The following is a 15,778-nucleotide window of genomic DNA, read 5'->3' as shown; positions in this document are numbered from 1 at the left end:
CCGTGCGCGGGCAACGCCGGGATGGCGTCGGGGCGCCCGGGGGCGGGCCTGCGCACGTGCTTCGCGGCGGCGGACACCGGTGGTGGAACCGCCGCCGGGGCGGCGGTTGTCGTCCGTCATGCCCGTGGGCGGGCATCGGAACACCGGGCGTCGCCGGGCGGGAGGTGGCCGGCCGGGGCCCGCCCGGCGGGAGGTGGCCGTACGGCGGGCGGGCCCGGGCCCTGCGGTCAGCCGGCGAACCAGCGCTGGGGGCGCGGGTTGAGGTTCTGGTAGATGTGCTTGGTCTCGCGGTACTCCGCCAGTCCGGAGGGGCCGAGCTCGCGTCCCGTACCGGACTTGCCGAAGCCGCCCCACTCCGCCTGCGGGAGGTACGGGTGGTAGTCGTTGATCCAGACGGTGCCGTGCCGCAGCCGTCCCGCGACGCGCCGGGCGCGGCCCGCGTCGGTGGTCCAGACGGCGCCGGCCAGGCCGTAGTCCGTGTCGTTGGCGAGCCGGACGGCCTCCTCCTCGGTCCGGAAGGTCTCCACGGTGAGGATCGGTCCGAAGGTCTCCTCGCGGACGACGGTCATCTCGCGGTGACAGCCGTCGAGCACGGTCGGCCGGTAGAAGTAGCCGCTCGCGGGCCGTACGTCCGAGGGCTCGGGGCGGGCGCCACCGGAGCGGACGACGGCCCCCTCCGCGCGGGCGGAGGCCACGTACGCCTCGACCTTGGCGAGCTGCTGCGCGGAGACGAGCGGGCCGCACTCGACGCCGTCCACGGTGCCCCGGCCGAGCCGGATGGCGTCGGCGCGGCGGGCGAGTTCGGTGACGAAGCGCTCGCGGACCGACTCCTCGACGATGAGGCGCGCGCCGGCGGAGCAGACCTGGCCGCTGTGGAAGAACGCGGCGTTCAGGGCCTGGTCGACCGCCGTGTCGAAGTCCGCGTCGGTGGCGCAGGCGTCGGCGAAGACGACGTTGGGGTTCTTGCCGCCGAGCTCCAGGGCGACCTTCTTGACCGTGGGCGCGGCCGCCTGCGCCACCTTCGTACCGCTGGCGAGGCCGCCGGTGAAGGAGACCAGGTCCACGTCGGGGTGTGCGGAGAGCCGGGCACCGACGGGGTCGCCCGCCCCGGTGACCAGGTTGGCGGCACCGTCGGGGAGCCCGGCCTCGGCGAGCAGCCGGATCAGGTGGACGGTGGACAGCGGGGTGACCTCGCTGGGCTTGAGCACGAAGGTGTTGCCTGCGGCGAGGGCCGGGGCGATCTTCCAACTCGCTTGCAGCAGGGGGTAGTTCCACGGAGCGATGAGGGCGCAGACACCGACCGGCTCGTGGACGACGATGCTGTGCACATCGGGGTCCCCCGCGTCGACGACCCGGCCGCCGCTCTCGTTCATCACGAGGTCGGCGAAGTAGCGGAAGGCGGCGGTGACGTCGTCGACGTCGACGCGCCCTTCCTCCAGGGTCTTCCCGGTGTCCCGGCTCTCGGTGATCGCGATCTCCTCGCGGTCCCGCTGGAGCAGCTCGGCGACCCGGCGCAGCAGTCCGGCGCGTTCGGCGACCGGCCGGTGCGGCCAGGGGCCGTCGTCGAAGGCCCGGCGGGCGGCGGCCACGGCGGCGTCGGTATCCTCGGTGCCGCCTTCGGCGACGAGCGCCAGGACGGTGGCGTCGGCGGGGTCGAGGACCTCACGCGTCGCCCCGGAGGCGGCGGGCTGCCAGGTGCCGTCGATGTGGATGGTCTCGAGCGCCGCCGTGGCGGGATCCTGCGCTTGAGGGGCCGAGGAGCGGGAAGCCGACGGGTGGGGAGCCGACATGTAGGGGTCTGCCTTCCGTGCCTGAGTTGCTCCGCACCGGTCCGGCCGAGCACTGTCCGGGCCGGTGGGCCACGGGTCGGCGCACACCGGCAGCTGGGAATCCTCTCCGGTCGGACGAGATATATGCCGAAAGTCTCACGCTGAGTGACGCGGCTCACGTCGCTCCCTTCCGTGAGCGGCCTCCGGCATGGCGGAGGCCCGGCGCGTACGGACGCGCCGGGCCTCCCTCGCGCGGGACGAAGCGGTTCAGGCGACGGTCACGGTCCCCGTCCCCTCCCCCGCCGCCCCGCTGTCCTCGGCAGTGACGCGGTACGGGCGGTCGGTGCCCTCGGCCGTGACCCGTACGCCGGCCGCGTCCCGTACGACGTGGAACGACGCGGCCGTGGCCCCGGTGAGGTCCGGCACCGTGACGGTGCGCTCACCCGTGGACGGGCCGAAGACCCGCAAGGTGAGGCCGTCCAGCCAGTCGCCGTCCGGGCGCTGGTCGTCGGCGCCCCAGGGCAGTACGGCCCCGTCCCGCACCAGCAGCGGCAGGCTGCCGAAGCCGTGGGTCTCGTGGCGCCAGGCGGGTCCGGTGACGCTCTCGCCGGTGAGCAGCGAGGTCCAAGTGCCCTCGGGGAGGTAGTACTCGACCTCGCCTTCCTCGGTGAACACCGGGGCGACCAGGAGGTCGGGGCCGAGCATGTACTGCCGGTCCAGGGTGCGGGTGGCGGGGTCGTCGGGGAACTCGGCCAGCATGGGGCGCATCATCGGGACGCCCGTGCGGTGGGCCTCGGCGGCCACCCCGTAGAGGTACGGCATGAGCCGGTGCTTGAGCAGGGTGAACCGCCGGGCCACGTCCACGGCCTCCTCGCCGAACTCCCACGGCACCCGGTAGGAGACGTTGCCGTGCAGCCGGCTGTGCGAGGAGAGCAGGCCGAAGGCGAGCCAGCGCTTGAAGACCGCCGGGTCCGGTGTGCCCTCGAAGCCGCCGATGTCGTGGCTCCAGAAGCCGAAGCCGGACAGCGACAGGGAGAGCCCGCCGCGCAGCGACTCGGCCATCGCGGTGAAGGAGGCGAAGCAGTCGCCGCCCCAGTGCACCGGGTACTGCTGGCCGCCGGCGGTCGCGGAGCGGGCGAAGAGGACGGCCTCCCCGGCGCCGCGCTCCTTCTCCAGGAGTTCGAAGACGGTGCGGTTGTAGATCTGCGCGTAGTAGTTGTGCATGCGCTCCGGGTCGGAGCCGTCGTGCCAGACGACGTCGGTGGGGACGCGCTCGCCGAAGTCGGTCTTGAAGCAGTCGACGCCCTGGTCGAGCAGGAGGCGCAGCTTGTCGTTGTACCAGGCGGCCGCCGCGGGGTTGGTGAAGTCGACCAGGGCCATCCCCGGCTGCCACAGGTCCCACTGCCAGATGTCGCCGTCGGGGCGCCGCACCAGGTAGCCGCGTTCGGCGCCTTCCGCGAACAGGGCCGACTTCTGGGCGATGTACGGGTTGATCCACATACTGACGCGCAGTCCTCGGGCCTTGAGCCGGGCCAGCATGCCCTCCGGGTCCGGGAAGACCTCGGGGTCCCACAGGAAGTCGGACCACTGGTACTCGCGCATCCAGAAGCAGTCGAAGTGGAAGACGCTGAGCGGGATGCCGCGCTCGGCCATGCCGTCGACGAACGAGGTGACGGTGGCCTCGTCGTACGAGGTGCAGAACGAGGTGGTCAGCCAGAGGCCGAACGACCAGGCGGGCGGCAGCGCGGGCCTGCCGGTCAGGGCCGTGTAGCGGGCGAGGACGTCCTTGGGGGTGGGGCCGGCGACGACGTAGTACTCCAGCGACTGGTCCTCGACGCTGAACTGCACCTGCCCGACGGATTCCGATCCGACCTCGAAGGAGACCTTGCCGGGGTGGTTGACGAAGACGCCGTAGCCGCGCGAGGAGAGGTAGAACGGGACGTTCTTGTAGGCCTGTTCGCTGCTGGTGCCGCCGTCGGCCTGCCAGATGTCGACGGTCTGGCCGTTCTTCACGTACGGAGTGAAGCGCTCGCCGAGTCCGTAGATGTTCTCCCCGACGTCCAGGACGAGTTGGGCGATCATGTGGTGGCAGCCGTCGGGGGTGGTGGCGAACGCGGTGCCCTTGGGGCCGACGCCGGTCAGGCGCCGCCCGTCGGGGCCGAGGAAGGTGAGGCCCCAGGGTCCGTCGCCGTCCGTGCGCAGGGTGAGCGGGCCGCTGGTGAGTTCGGTGACGGTGCCGTCCCGGCGGGTGCGGGGCGCGGGTGCGGTGCCGTCCCCGGGGAACAGCGCGAAGTCGGGGCCGCGCCACGCCTTCCCGGCGTGGTGGGTGGCGCGCACGCCGATGACGCCCTCGGCCGGCGAGAAGCACTCGACGGTGAGGAGCGGGGTGTTGAGGGTGTCGCCGCGTGCCGCCACCCGCTTGACGGCGGCGAACGCGGTGAACCGGCTCTCCTCGACGCGCAGATCGCGGATCTCGGTCGCGTAGGACGCGCGGACGCCCTCACGCATGAGCCAGAAGCCGTCGGTGAACTTCATGAGGACTCCTTGCCGGGGGCACGGGGGTTTCGTCGGGGGCCGGGCGGCGGGGGCGTCACTCGGCGCCTCCGGCCGGGGTGAAGCCGATGCGGGCCAGCCGCACGGTGCCCCGCAGGGTGACGCGCAGGTCGTGCACGCCGCGCGGGCCGAAGGCGGCCTCGACGGTGCGGAACGCGTACGGTCCGCCGGTGTCGGGGACGAGCGTCTCCGCCCTCTCGCCGCCCGCCTCGACGACGACCGAGCCCCCGCCCGAGGCGGTCAGCGTCAGGCCACCCACTCCGGCACCGAAGTCGCAGGCACGGTACAGCAGTTCACCGGGACGCCCGTCGTGGGCGGGGGCGACGGCGTCGCCGTCCTCCTTCGTACGGTCGAGGATCTCCGTGTCCTGCTGCGTGTCGTAGCCGGCCGCCTCCAGGCCGTGCCGTACGACGGGGCGTGCCCCGGAGGGCGCACCCGCGATCTCGACCGTCGTGGTGAGGCGGACGTCGGCGCTGGAGGCACCGGCGAGGATCTCGTACGTGCCCGGCTCCACGGTCCAGCGGTCGTGCGCCACGCTCCAGTGGCCCAGCTCCTCGACGGGGACGTCGAAGGTGAGGCGCTCGGCCGCTCCGGGGGCGAGGTGCACCCTGCGGTGGCCGGCCAGCTTGCGGCGCGGCAGGTCGCGGTCCTCGGCCCGCGCCGCCCGCACATAGACCTGGGCCACCTCGTCGGCTGCGACGGCCCCCTCGTTGGTGACGGTCAGTGCCACCCGCACGCGGTCACCGGCCGGTTCGGCGGCCAGGTCCGTGTAGCCGAACCGGGTGTAGGCGAGTCCGTGTCCGAACGGGAAGAGCGGGGTGCCGTCGAAGTACAGGTAGGTCTGACCGGAACCGATGATGTCGTAGTCGAGCAGGCCGGGCAGATCCTCGTCACGGGCGTACCAGGTCTGCGGGAGCCGCCCGGCCGGGGACACGTCACCGGCGAGCACCCGGGCCAGCGCGGTACCGGCCGCCTGACCGCCGTGCGCGGTCCACACCAGCGCGGGCAGGATCGCCGCGGCGTCCGCGACCGCGTAGGGGTAGGACGAGGTGAGGACGAGGGCCGTACGGGGATTGGCGGCGTGGGCGGCGCGCCACAGGCTCTCCTGCTGGGCGGGGAGCGCGAGCGTGGTGCGGTCCTCGGTCTCCCGGCCGTTGATGTGGGGGTCGTTGCCGGCGACGACGATCACGGTGTCGGCGGCCGCGGCGGCGCGCGCCACGGCGTCCACCCCGCGCTCCACCGTCTCGGTCGTGAAGACGGTGGCACCGGCAGCGGGAATCCCCTCCCCCGCGACGGCAACCTTCACGCCGTCGGCGGCGACAGAGACGTATCCACCCGTTCCGATGTGTACAAGGCGGTGTCCGTCCTCGTGCCCCTCCACCGCTTCCCTGCGGAAGGTCTCCTGGACGACCCAGCCGCCCGGCTCGTCCGCCGACGCCCTGACGTACCCGTCGTCGGCGACCGAGAGGTAGCGGCCCTCGCCGGTGCGGAAGGTGAGGACGCCGTCGCCCCAGTCGACCACCGCGAGTTCGGTGGCCGTGTCGTCGCACACCAGCGGCGGCAGGTCGGTGCGGCCGGCCAGCAGTGCGGGGTCCAGGGCGCCTTCCGCGCCGCGGGCCTCACCGTCCGTCGGGGCGGTGCCCTCGGGCACCCGCAGCCAGCCGTCCGCGCATCTGAGCCGGACCCGGTCGGCCCCTTCGGCGAACAGCACGTTCTCGGCGCCGTAGCGCGCGCGGATGCCGTCGAGCGGGGTCGAGCGGTGCAGGAGCGTGCCGCTGTACCAGTCGAGCTTGCAGGCGTCGGCGAGCAGTCCGACGACGGCGACGGTCCGGCCGTCGGCGGGCACGAGGGGCAGCAGCCCGTCGTTCTCGAGCAGCACCACGGCCTGCTCGGCGGCCTCCTGCGCGAGCGCCCGGTGCCCGGGGGTGTCGAAGGCGTCCGTCGACGCGTACGGGTCGAGTCCGGGGTCGAACTCGCCGAGCGCGAAGCGCAGGGCGAGCAGCCGGCGGACGGCGGTGTCGATGTCCTTCTCGGCGAGGAGTCCCTTCTCCAGCGCGCCGCGGATCCGGCCGGTCATCACGGAGGAGTCCTGGCCGTGGTCGGTGAAGCTGTCGACACCCGCCTTCAGGGAGGCGGCGGTGGCCTCCTCGTGGGTGTCGAAGTAGTGCTCGGAGTCGACCAGGTTGGACGGCGCGCCCGCGTCCGAGCAGACGACGAGCGACTGGTCGGTCCAGCTCCGCAGGTGCTGTCCCAGGAGCGGGGAGACGTGGTTGGGGCGGCCGTTGACCAGGTTGTAGGCGGGCATGACACCGGCCACCGCGCCCGCGCGCACCGCGTCGCGGAAGGCCCGCAGGTCGTACTCGTGCAGGACGCGCGGGCGTACGGAGGAGGACGCGGTGTCGCGGTCGGTCTCGTTGTTGTGGGCCAGCCAGTGCTTGAGGACCGGGGCGGTGCGCCAGTAGTGCGGGTGGTCGCCGCGCAGCCCCCGGGTGTAGGCGACGGCGATCGCGGAGGTGAGCGCCGGGTCCTCGGCGTACCCCTCCTCGCCGCGTCCCCACAGCGGGTGGCGCAGCAGGTTCACCGTCGGGGCCCAGACGTTGAGGCCGACGCGGTCGTCCGTGGCGCGCTTGGCGCGGACCTCGTCGCCGACGGCCTCGCCGACCCGGCGGACCAGTTCCTCGTTCCAGGTGGCGCCGAGTCCGACGGCCTGCGGGAAGACGGTGGCGCCTCCCATCCAGGCGACCCCGTGGAGCGCCTCCTGTCCGGTGCGGAAGGGGCCGAGCCCCAGCCGTTCCACCGCGGGTGCGAACTGGTGCAGCATCGCGATCCGTTCGTCGAGCGTGAGCCGCCCGAGCAGGTCGTCGACGCGTGCGGCGAAGGGCAGCCGCGGATCGCGGAAGGGAAGCGGATGGTCCGTCACGTGCGGGTCCCCTTGGAGAGGTGGGAGGTTTTCCGATCGTCGGGCGTCGAAAGAGCCCTCGACACGAGGGGAAGATCTTTCGAAGCGCTTCGATGCTCGGCGGACAACCCCGCAGGTGTCAAGGGTGCGGACCCTCCTGACGGGCACAGGAGGCCCACAGTGCGCCGGGAAACGGTTCGGAAACAGGTCGGAGGAATCTGGAAACGGACTCTTGTGCGACCGGGGTCCGTCACTTAACCTCGCTGCAACATCGAAGCGCTTCGACAGTGTGGGACCCGCTGCCGGACCGCTGTGGAACCTCAGTTGGACCGCTTCATACCGGCCGGTGCCGTGCAGCCGGCCCGGCCAGTAACGCCCCACCTCAGACACAGGAACCGAACGGCGGTCACCCGCCGCGTGTCGTCCTGGTGCGCCTCGAAGGGTTGACGCAATGACGCCGAATTCCGCCCCCTCCTCCTCTGCCCCGAGCCGGAGAAGGTTCCTCGCATCGGGTGCCTTCGCAGCGGTCGTCGTGGCCGGCGGAGCTCCGCTGCTCGCCGCCTGCGGCGGCAGCGGCTCCGGCTCGGCGGCCAAGGAGGGCACGACGACGGGCAAGGCGCTGAAGAAGGTCCTGCCGTCCTACGCGCCGTCGAATCTGGTCCAGCCCGACGTGGCGAGCGTCAACGGTTCGAGCCCCGGGTTCACCGAGCTGCCGGACCCGCTGGTCGCCTCGGTGAAGTCGGCGCCCGGCAAGGGATCGGCGTTCCGCGTGATGACACCGCTGTGGGGCACCGTCCCCAAGAAGAACAACCCGTACTACACGGCGGTGAACAAGGCCGTCGGCGCGACCCTCGACTTCGACCCGCAGGACGGCAACACCTACCAGGACAAGATCGGCGCGGTCCTGGCCGGCTCCGACGTCCCCGACGTCATGACCATCCCCGGCTGGAACATGCAGGGGCAGATCCGCAACGCGATCACCGCCAAGTTCGCCGATCTCAGCCCCTATCTCGCGGGCGACGCCGTCAAGAAGTACCCGAACCTGGCCAACATCCCGACCGGCGCCTGGCAGTACTCCGTCTTCGGCGGCAAGCTGCGCGGCCTGCCCATGCCCAATCCGGTCATCGGCAACGCGATCTTCTACCGCAAGGACCTGATCGGCTCCGGGGCCCTCCCGGCGAGCGCCGACGACCTGCTCGCCTTCGGCAAGGAGTACACCGCGCCGAAGAGCAAGGTCTGGGCCTTCGACGACCTGTGGACCTGCGTCCAGAAGATCTACGGCCTGCTGCCCGACGCACCGCACTACTGGCAGCTCGAAGGCGGCAAGCTGGTCCACAAGATCGAGACCCAGGAGTACCGCGAGGCCCTCGCCTTCGCCCGCAAGCTCCACGACGGCGGATACGTCCACCCGGACGCCGAGGCGAACAAGGACGCCGACTCCAAGATCCGCTTCACCAGCGGCCACATCCTCATGTACAACGACGGCACCGGCGGCTGGAAGGGCATGGTCACCGAACAGGCCGCCGCCAACCCGCAGTTCGACATGCAGGCCCTGGACTTCTTCGCCGCGGAGGGCGGCGAGCCGGTCCTGTGGCAGGACGACCCGGCGGGCATCTTCACCTTCCTCAACAAGAACCTCTCGAAGGAGAGGATCGAGGAGTTCCTCGCGATCGCCGACTTCGCCGCGGCGCCGTACGGCACCGAGGAGTTCATGCTCACCAACTACGGCGTCGAGGGCACCCACTACAAGGTCGAGGGCGGAGTGCCCACCTTCACCCCGCAGGGCATCGAGGAGGCGCAGCCCGCGACGCTCCTGTACGTCGCCTCCCCGCCGCACACCATCGCCTTCCCCGACGAACCGCAGCTGGTCAAGGACTACGCGGGCTGGATGGCCCGGCAGGCCCCGCACCTGAGGAAGCCGCTCTTCTTCGGCATGCAGGTCGTCGAGCCCCAGCGCTACGCCTCCCTTTACACGCCCTTCGACGACCTTCAGAAGGACATCCGGCGCGGCCGCAAGAAGGTCGGCGACGTCGACGCGGCCGTGACGACCTGGAAGAACAGCGGCGGCGACAAGCTCCGCGACTGGTACCAGGAACTGCTCGACAAGAACGGCTCCGGCGTCTGACGCGTACGAGCCACCCGAGCCGTACGGACGACGAAGGAACAGCAGGCCGCCGGGGACAGGACGCCCGGCGGCCGGGGCGGAGAGCACGACATGGGGAGCACAGGGTGAAGCCTCGGGCCACGGTGGCGAGTGACGCGGGCCGGACGGACGGGCCGGATCCGGCCGGGGACGCCGGCGCGGACGTCGACGTCAGGCGGAGCGGAGCGCGGGCGGCCGGACCGCCCGTCCCCCGGCCGAAGGAGAAGAAGGCCGAGGAGCCACCGGCCAGGGGCGGCATCACGCGCCGGCTGCGGCTGCGCCGCGACCGCACGCTCATCCTGATGACCCTGCCGGCGATGGCCCTGCTGCTGGTCTTCAACTACGTCCCGCTGCTCGGGAACGTCGTGGCCTTCCAGGACTACGACGTCTACGACCTCGGCATCACGGGCAGTCCCTTCGTCGGGTTCGACAACTTCACCCGGATCTTCCAGGACTACCGCTTCTGGGAAGTCCTGCTGAACACGCTGGTCATCTTCCTGACCCAGCTGATCCTCTTCTTCCCCATCCCGATCGCCATCGCCCTGCTGCTCAACACGATCATGAGCGCGCGGGTCCGGGCCTGGGTCCAGGCGATCGTCTATCTCCCGCACTTCTTCTCCTGGGTCCTCGTCGTCACCGTCTTCCAGCAGATGTTCGGCGGTGCCGGTCTGGTCGCCCAGTGGCTGCGGGAGCACGGTCACGAGGGCTTCGACCTGATGACCAACCCGGGCTTCTTCAAGTTCCTGGTGACCTCCCAGGCGATCTGGAAGGACGCCGGCTGGGGCGTGATCGTCTTCCTGGCCGCGCTCGCCGCCGTCAACACCGACCTGTACGAGGCCGCGGCCGTCGACGGGGCGGGGCGCTGGCGCCGGATGTGGCACGTCACCCTGCCCGCCCTGCGCCCGGTCATCGCCCTGCTGCTGGTGCTGCGGGTCGGCAGTGCGCTCAACCTCGACTTCGAGCAGATCCTGCTCCAGCGGGACCAGGTGGGGGCGGGAGCCTCCGAGATCCTCGACACCTACATCTGGTGGACGGGCATCAAGACCGGCGGCTTCGGCTACGCGGCCGCCGCCGGCATCTTCAAGGGACTGTTCAGCGTCGCCATGGTGCTGGGAGCCAACAAGGTCGCCCACATGATGGGCGAGCAGGGGGTGTACTCCAAGAAATGACGACGATCCTGGACTCGAGCAGGGATGACACACCCCCGGCTCCGCCCGCGGCCGCGCGGGTGGAGACACGGCTCCAGCGCGTGCTGCGCGCCGAGCCCCGGCCGGTGTGGGAGGAGGAGCCCACCAAGGCGGGGGCGGCCTTCAAGGGCTTCGGGCTCTTCGCCATCTGCGCGGTGATCCTCGTACCCATCTGGGTCGTGGTGGTGACCAGCCTCTCCGACACGAAGGCGATCAACGACGCCGGCGGCCTGGTCGTCTGGCCGAAGAGCGTCACCTTCGTCGCGTACAAGGAGCTGCTCAGCGGCGGCGCCGTCACCCGGGCGGCGCTCGTGAGCATCGGGCTGACCGTCGTCGGCACGGTGTTCAGCATGGTGGTCTCCGTGCTGTGCGCCTACGGGCTGAGCCGCAAGGACTCCTTCGGGCACCGGCCGCTGCTGATGACGATGATGGCGACGATGTTCTTCGGGGCCGGTCTCATACCGACCTATCTGCTGGTCACCGGCATCGGGCTGAGCGACAGCTACTGGTCGATGATCCTGCCGAGTGCCATCAGCGTCTTCAACATCCTGGTCCTGCGCGGCTTCTTCATGGACACGGCGCCCGAGCTCATCGACGCGGCCCGTATCGACGGTGCCGGTGAGTGGCGGATCCTGCTCCAGATCGTCATGCCGCTGTCCCGGGCGGTGATCGCGGTGATCTCGCTGTTCTACGCGGTGGGTTACTGGAGCCAGTGGTTCAACGCGATGCTGTACATCCAGGACAGCGACAAGTACCCGCTGCAGATGATCCTGCGCCAGCTGGTCCTCCAGCACCAGGTGCCCCCGGGTGCGATGGGCGCGGCGGTGAGCAGCGGGCAGATCAACAGCCTGGCCGTGCAGATGGCGGTCATGGTGCTCGCGCTGATCCCGGTGGCCGTGCTGTCGCCGTTCGTCCAGAAGCACTTCCAGAAGGGCATGCTCACCGGCGCGGTCAAGGGCTGAGCCCGCCGCCTCCCGCTCCCCCGGCAGCCCGTACGACATCAGGAACGAGACGTCCATGCCCTCCCTGCACGACGCCACCCGTGGCCGCCTCCTCTTCGGAGGCGACTACAACCCCGAGCAGTGGCCCGAGGAGGTGTGGGCCGACGACGTCCGGCTGATGGAGGAAGCCGGGGTCAACTCAGTCACCGTGGGGGTGTTCTCCTGGGCGACGATCGAACCGCGCCCGGGCGCACGGGAGTTCGGATGGCTGGACCGGCTGATGGACCTGCTGCACGCGCACGGCATCGGGGTGGTCCTCGCCACGCCCACCTCGTCCCCGCCGCCGTGGATGGGCGCGCTGCACCCGGAGACCCTGCCGCGTGCGGAGGACGGCACGGTGGTCTCCTACGGTTCGCGCCAGCACTTCTGTCCGAGCTCTCCGGTCTACCGCCGTTACGCCACCGCGCTCACCGAGGACCTGGCGGCGCGGTACGCGGACCATCCGGCACTCACCGTGTGGCACATCAACAACGAGTACTGCACGCACTGCTGGTGCGACGAGACGGCCGCCCACTTCCGCCGCTGGCTGACCGCGCGGTACGCCACGCCCGACGCGCTCAACGAGGCGTGGGGCACCGCCTTCTGGAGCCAGCGGTACGACACCTGGTCCGAGATCCTGCCGCCCCGCACGGCCCAGTACATGCGCAATCCGGCGCAGGTGCTGGACTTCAAGCGGTTCACCTCCGACGCGCTGATGGAGTGCTTCACCGCCGAACGCGACGTCGTGGCCCGGCACACCCCGCACATCCCGGTGACCACCAACTTCATGCCGCTCTGGGCCGGTCAGGACGGCTGGGCGTGGGCGGAGCAGGAGGACGTGGTCTCCGTGGACGTCTATCCGGACGCGACGGATCCGCTGGGCGGGCAGTACAACGCGATGCTCGCCGACATGACGCGCTCGCAGGCCGGCGGGCCGTGGATGCTGATGGAGCAGGCGGCGGGCGGCGTCAACTGGCGCCCCGTCAACCACCCGAAGCCGGCGGGTCTGAACCGGCTCTGGTCGCTCCAGTCGGTGGCGCGTGGCGCCGACGCGGTCTGCTACTTCCAGTGGCGGCAGTCCCGGCAGGGCGCGGAGAAGTTCCACTCCGCGATGCTGCCGCACGCCGGTGAGCACGGGCGCACCTTCCGGGAGGTCAAGCGGATCGGTGCCGAACTCGCCCTGATCGGCGCCGAGGTGGCCGGTACGGCGGTGCGGGCGGAGGTCGCGGTGCTGCACGACTGGGACGCGTGGTGGGCGAGCGCCCAGGAGGGCCGGCTGTCCTCGCTGGTCGACTACACCTCCCTCGTGCAGGCCTGGCACCGGGGGCTGTGGGAGAACGGCACGGCGGTGGAGTTCGCCCGCCCGGACGCCGCCCTCGGCGCGTACCGCGTGGTCGTCGTGCCGCAGCTCTATCTCCTGCGCGACGCGGCGATCGACAACCTGGTCGCCTTCGTACGGGGCGGCGGCACGCTGGTCTGCGGGTTCTTCACGGGCATCGCGGACGAGGACGACCGGGTCAGGCCCGGTGGCATGGACGCCCGGCTGCGCGGGCTGTTCGGCATCCGCACGGTGCACGAGTGGTGGCCGGTGGACGAGGACCAGGTGGTGGGGTGCGACGGCTTCGAGGGCACCCTGTGGTCGGAGGAGCTGGAGCCGGACGGCAGCGCGGAGACGGTGGCCGCCTACCGGGGCGGCGAGCTGGACGGGCTTCCCGCGGTGCTGCGCAAGGGCTCCGCGTGGTACGTCTCGACGCTGCCGCAGCCCCCGGCGCTGCGTGCGCTGCTCGGCCGGGTGACGGCGAGCGCGGGTGTGCGCCCGGTGCTGGAGGGGCTGCCCGAGGAAGTGGAGGCGGTGCGCCGGGGTGCGCTGCTGTTTCTGCTACACCACGGGCGCTCCCCGGTGACGGTGGAGCTGCCCGGACGGTACACGGACCTGCTCACGGGCGCGGACGCCGACGGCCGGGTGGCGCTGGGCCGGTACGGGGTCGCGGTGCTGAGAGAGCTCCCGGCATGATCGACGGTACGTGGGAGCCGGCCCCCGCCGCCCGCTGGGAGGACGCGTTCCTCAGCGGCAACGGCAGCCACGGGGCGATGGTGTACGGCGATCCGGCGGACGACCGGGTGATCGTCAACCACCACGGCCTGGTGCGGCCCAACGGCAGCGGGTCCGTGCGCCCGCCGGAGCTCGCGGACCGGCTGGGCCGCCTCCAGGACGCGTTGCTGGACGGTGACGTGACGGCCGCCGAGGAGTTCGGGGCGGGCAGGCCGCTGGTCTGGGTGCAGCCCTTCCACCCGGCGTTCCAGACCCGGATCCGCCGCGGCCGGGGTCTGCACGAGGCGGTCGCCGGATACCGGCGCGAGGTCGACTTCACCACGGGTGAGGTCAGCGCGTCGTACGAGGCGTGGCACAGCCGGGTGTTCGTGTCGCGGTCCGACGACGTGGTCGTGCAGCACGTCACGGATCTCGCCCTGAGCGCGGAGGTCTGGCTCGACCCCCGGCTGCCGGGAGCACCGGCCGGACTGGCGGTGGGGCGCTCGACGGTGCTGACCCCGGACGGCGCGCGCCTCGCCCTGCGGGTGGGTTACCCGGACGGCGGGTCGGCGTACACAGGCGTGACGGTGGCCTGGGTGGACGGCGGCACCGTGTCCGTGGCGGGTGACGGCATCCGGGTCGAGGGGGCGCGGAGCCTGACGCTGACGACCCGGGTACGCCGGGGGGCCGGCGGCCTCGACGCCGGCCCCCTGTGGGCGGACCTGCCGGACGGGGGGTACGCGGCGCTGCTCGACCGGCACCGTACGCCGCACCGCGCCGCGTACGGGAGGGCGTCCCTCGCACTGCGGGACGCGGCCGGTGAGCGGGAGCTGCCGGGCAGCGAGCTGCTGCGCCGCCCGAAGAGCCCGGCGCTGCTGGAACGCCTCTTCGCGGCGGGCCGCTACCACCTGCTGTCCGCCTCCGGGACGCTGCCGCCGCGGCTGACCGGGCTGTGGACGGGTGACTGGGACACCGCCTGGTCAGGGGCGTTCACCACGAACGCCAATCTCAACCTCCAGATCTCCTCGGCGGCGGTGGCCGCCCTGCCCGAGGTCGGCGAGGCGCACGCGTCCCTCGTGTACCGGCAGCTGCCGGACTGGCGGGACAACGCTCGGGCGATCTTCGGCGCGCGGGGCATCGTCGCGCCCTCCCACACGGACGGCGAGTCGGGGCACACCAAGCACTTCCAGCGCGCCTATCCGCTGCACCTGTGGACGGCGGGGGCCGACTGGCTGCTCCAGCCGCTCGTGGAGCACGCGGAGGTGGCGACGGGGACGCCGGACGCGCGGTTGACCGGCGCCCTGGTCGAGGCGGCGCTGTTCTACGAGGACTTCCTGACCCGCGAGGACCCGGACGGGCAGCTGGCCGTCGTCCCGTCGTACTCCCCGGAGAACCGGCCGGCCAACGCGAGCTGGGGCACGGTCAACGCCACCATGGACATCGCGGCGGCCCGGCACGCCCTGACCACGGCGGCCGCGCACGCGCCGGACCATCCGTCCGCCGGCCACTGGCGCGCGCTCGCCGGCCGGCTGCCCGGCTACCTGGTGAACGCGGACGGCGCGCTCGCCGAGTGGGCGTGGCCGGGCCTGGAGGAGACGTACGACCACCGCCATCTCAGCCATCTGTACCCGGTGTGGCCGCTGGGCGAGATCAATCCGTACGACACCCCCGAGGAGGCGGCCGCCGCACACCTCGCCCTGGAGCTGCGCGGGTCGGAGAACGACTCCGCGCACGGGCACCTGCACCAGGCGCTGATCGCGGCGCGGCTGCGGGACCCGGCGCGGGTGGCGGGAGCGCTGGACGCGGTGCTGGGCGGCGACTTCTTCCACGACTCACTGATGAGCGCCCATTACCCGGGCCGCGACGTCTACAACGCGGACGCGGCGCACACCCTGCCGTCCGCCGTCGTCGAGTCGCTCGTCCAGTCCACGCCGGGCCGTCTGGTGCTGCTGCCGGCCCCGCTCGCCGCCTACCCGTCCGGCGAACTGCGGGGTCTGCGCACGCGGTTCGGCGCCGGTCTGGACCTGAGCTGGTCCGAGGCGGGTGCCACGGCGGTGCTGCGTCCCAGCCGTGACGTCCGCGTCGATCTGCGCACGGGTGACGCGTTCGCCCTCACCGAGACCCGCACCGGTGGACCTTCGGCCCCTCTGGAGCTGACCGCCGGTGTGGACCGCGTCCTCACCCTGGGGCCGCGGTAGTACATCCTCCATCCCCA

8 protein-coding genes are annotated in these 15,778 nt (G+C 72.0%); 5 read left to right on the top strand and 3 right to left on the bottom strand.

The features are described 5' to 3' along the window. Nucleotides 1–227: 227 nt before the first annotated feature. From SACTE_RS28890 to SACTE_RS28880, 3 genes are all read right to left on the bottom strand, one after another. Nucleotides 228–1,790 carry an aldehyde dehydrogenase family protein gene (locus SACTE_RS28890; RefSeq protein WP_014049553.1) on the bottom strand — a complete coding sequence of 521 codons (1,563 nt, stop codon included), beginning with the start codon at nucleotides 1,788–1,790 and terminating at the stop codon, nucleotides 228–230. Nucleotides 1,791–2,036: 246 nt separating this feature from the next. After that, nucleotides 2,037–4,304, bottom strand: coding sequence for an alpha-xylosidase (gene yicI, locus SACTE_RS28885; protein ID WP_014049552.1), 2,268 nt, complete (start codon nucleotides 4,302–4,304; stop codon nucleotides 2,037–2,039). 55 nt (nucleotides 4,305–4,359) lie between these two features. Continuing rightward, the gene (locus tag SACTE_RS28880; RefSeq protein ID WP_014049551.1) at nucleotides 4,360–7,242 is read right to left on the bottom strand and encodes a glycoside hydrolase family 3 C-terminal domain-containing protein; all 2,883 of its coding nucleotides are present in this window, start codon (nucleotides 7,240–7,242) and stop codon (nucleotides 4,360–4,362) included. Nucleotides 7,243–7,672: 430 nt separating this feature from the next. On the opposite strand from SACTE_RS28880, the gene SACTE_RS28875 reads away from it, so the two are divergent. The 5 genes from SACTE_RS28875 to SACTE_RS28855 all read left to right on the top strand — a co-directional run bounded on the left by SACTE_RS28875 (nucleotide 7,673) and on the right by SACTE_RS28855 (nucleotide 15,761). Then, nucleotides 7,673–9,346: an extracellular solute-binding protein gene (locus SACTE_RS28875; RefSeq protein ID WP_014049550.1), complete on the top strand. Its 1,674-nt coding sequence runs from the start codon at nucleotides 7,673–7,675 to the stop codon at nucleotides 9,344–9,346. Nucleotides 9,347–9,450: 104 nt separating this feature from the next. Beyond that, entirely contained in the window at nucleotides 9,451–10,533 is a 1,083-nt protein-coding gene (locus tag SACTE_RS28870) for an ABC transporter permease subunit (RefSeq protein WP_014049549.1), read from the top strand. Next, on the top strand, nucleotides 10,530–11,513 hold the full coding sequence (locus SACTE_RS28865) for a carbohydrate ABC transporter permease (protein WP_014049548.1): 984 nt from the start codon (nucleotides 10,530–10,532) through the stop codon (nucleotides 11,511–11,513). The genes SACTE_RS28870 and SACTE_RS28865 overlap by 4 nt, the downstream gene beginning before the upstream one ends. 55 nt (nucleotides 11,514–11,568) lie before the next feature. Further along, the gene (locus SACTE_RS28860) at nucleotides 11,569–13,545 is read left to right on the top strand and encodes a beta-galactosidase (protein WP_014049547.1); all 1,977 of its coding nucleotides are present in this window, start codon (nucleotides 11,569–11,571) and stop codon (nucleotides 13,543–13,545) included. Continuing rightward, on the top strand, nucleotides 13,542–15,761 hold the full coding sequence (locus SACTE_RS28855; RefSeq protein WP_014049546.1) for a glycoside hydrolase N-terminal domain-containing protein: 2,220 nt from the start codon (nucleotides 13,542–13,544) through the stop codon (nucleotides 15,759–15,761). Before SACTE_RS28860 ends, SACTE_RS28855 begins: the two co-directional genes overlap by 4 nt. Nucleotides 15,762–15,778: the final 17 nt, after the last annotated feature.

This window comes from Streptomyces sp. SirexAA-E (assembly GCF_000177195.2).
Classification (GTDB): Bacteria; Actinomycetota; Actinomycetes; order Streptomycetales; family Streptomycetaceae; genus Streptomyces; species Streptomyces flavovirens.
Note: the sequence above shows the minus strand (reverse complement) of the source record. Positions and strands in the feature narration are given on the sequence as shown.

Coding starts and splice junctions, on each gene's coding strand:
- SACTE_RS28890 (WP_014049553.1), bottom strand. CDS start 1,790: ATGTCGGCTCCCCACCCGTCGGCTTCCCGCTCCTCGGCCCCTCAAGCG.
- yicI (WP_014049552.1), bottom strand. CDS start 4,304: ATGAAGTTCACCGACGGCTTCTGGCTCATGCGTGAGGGCGTCCGCGCG.
- SACTE_RS28875 (WP_014049550.1), top strand. CDS start 7,673: ATGACGCCGAATTCCGCCCCCTCCTCCTCTGCCCCGAGCCGGAGAAGG.
- SACTE_RS28865 (WP_014049548.1), top strand. CDS start 10,530: ATGACGACGATCCTGGACTCGAGCAGGGATGACACACCCCCGGCTCCG.
- SACTE_RS28860 (WP_014049547.1), top strand. CDS start 11,569: ATGCCCTCCCTGCACGACGCCACCCGTGGCCGCCTCCTCTTCGGAGGC.
- SACTE_RS28855 (WP_014049546.1), top strand. CDS start 13,542: ATGATCGACGGTACGTGGGAGCCGGCCCCCGCCGCCCGCTGGGAGGAC.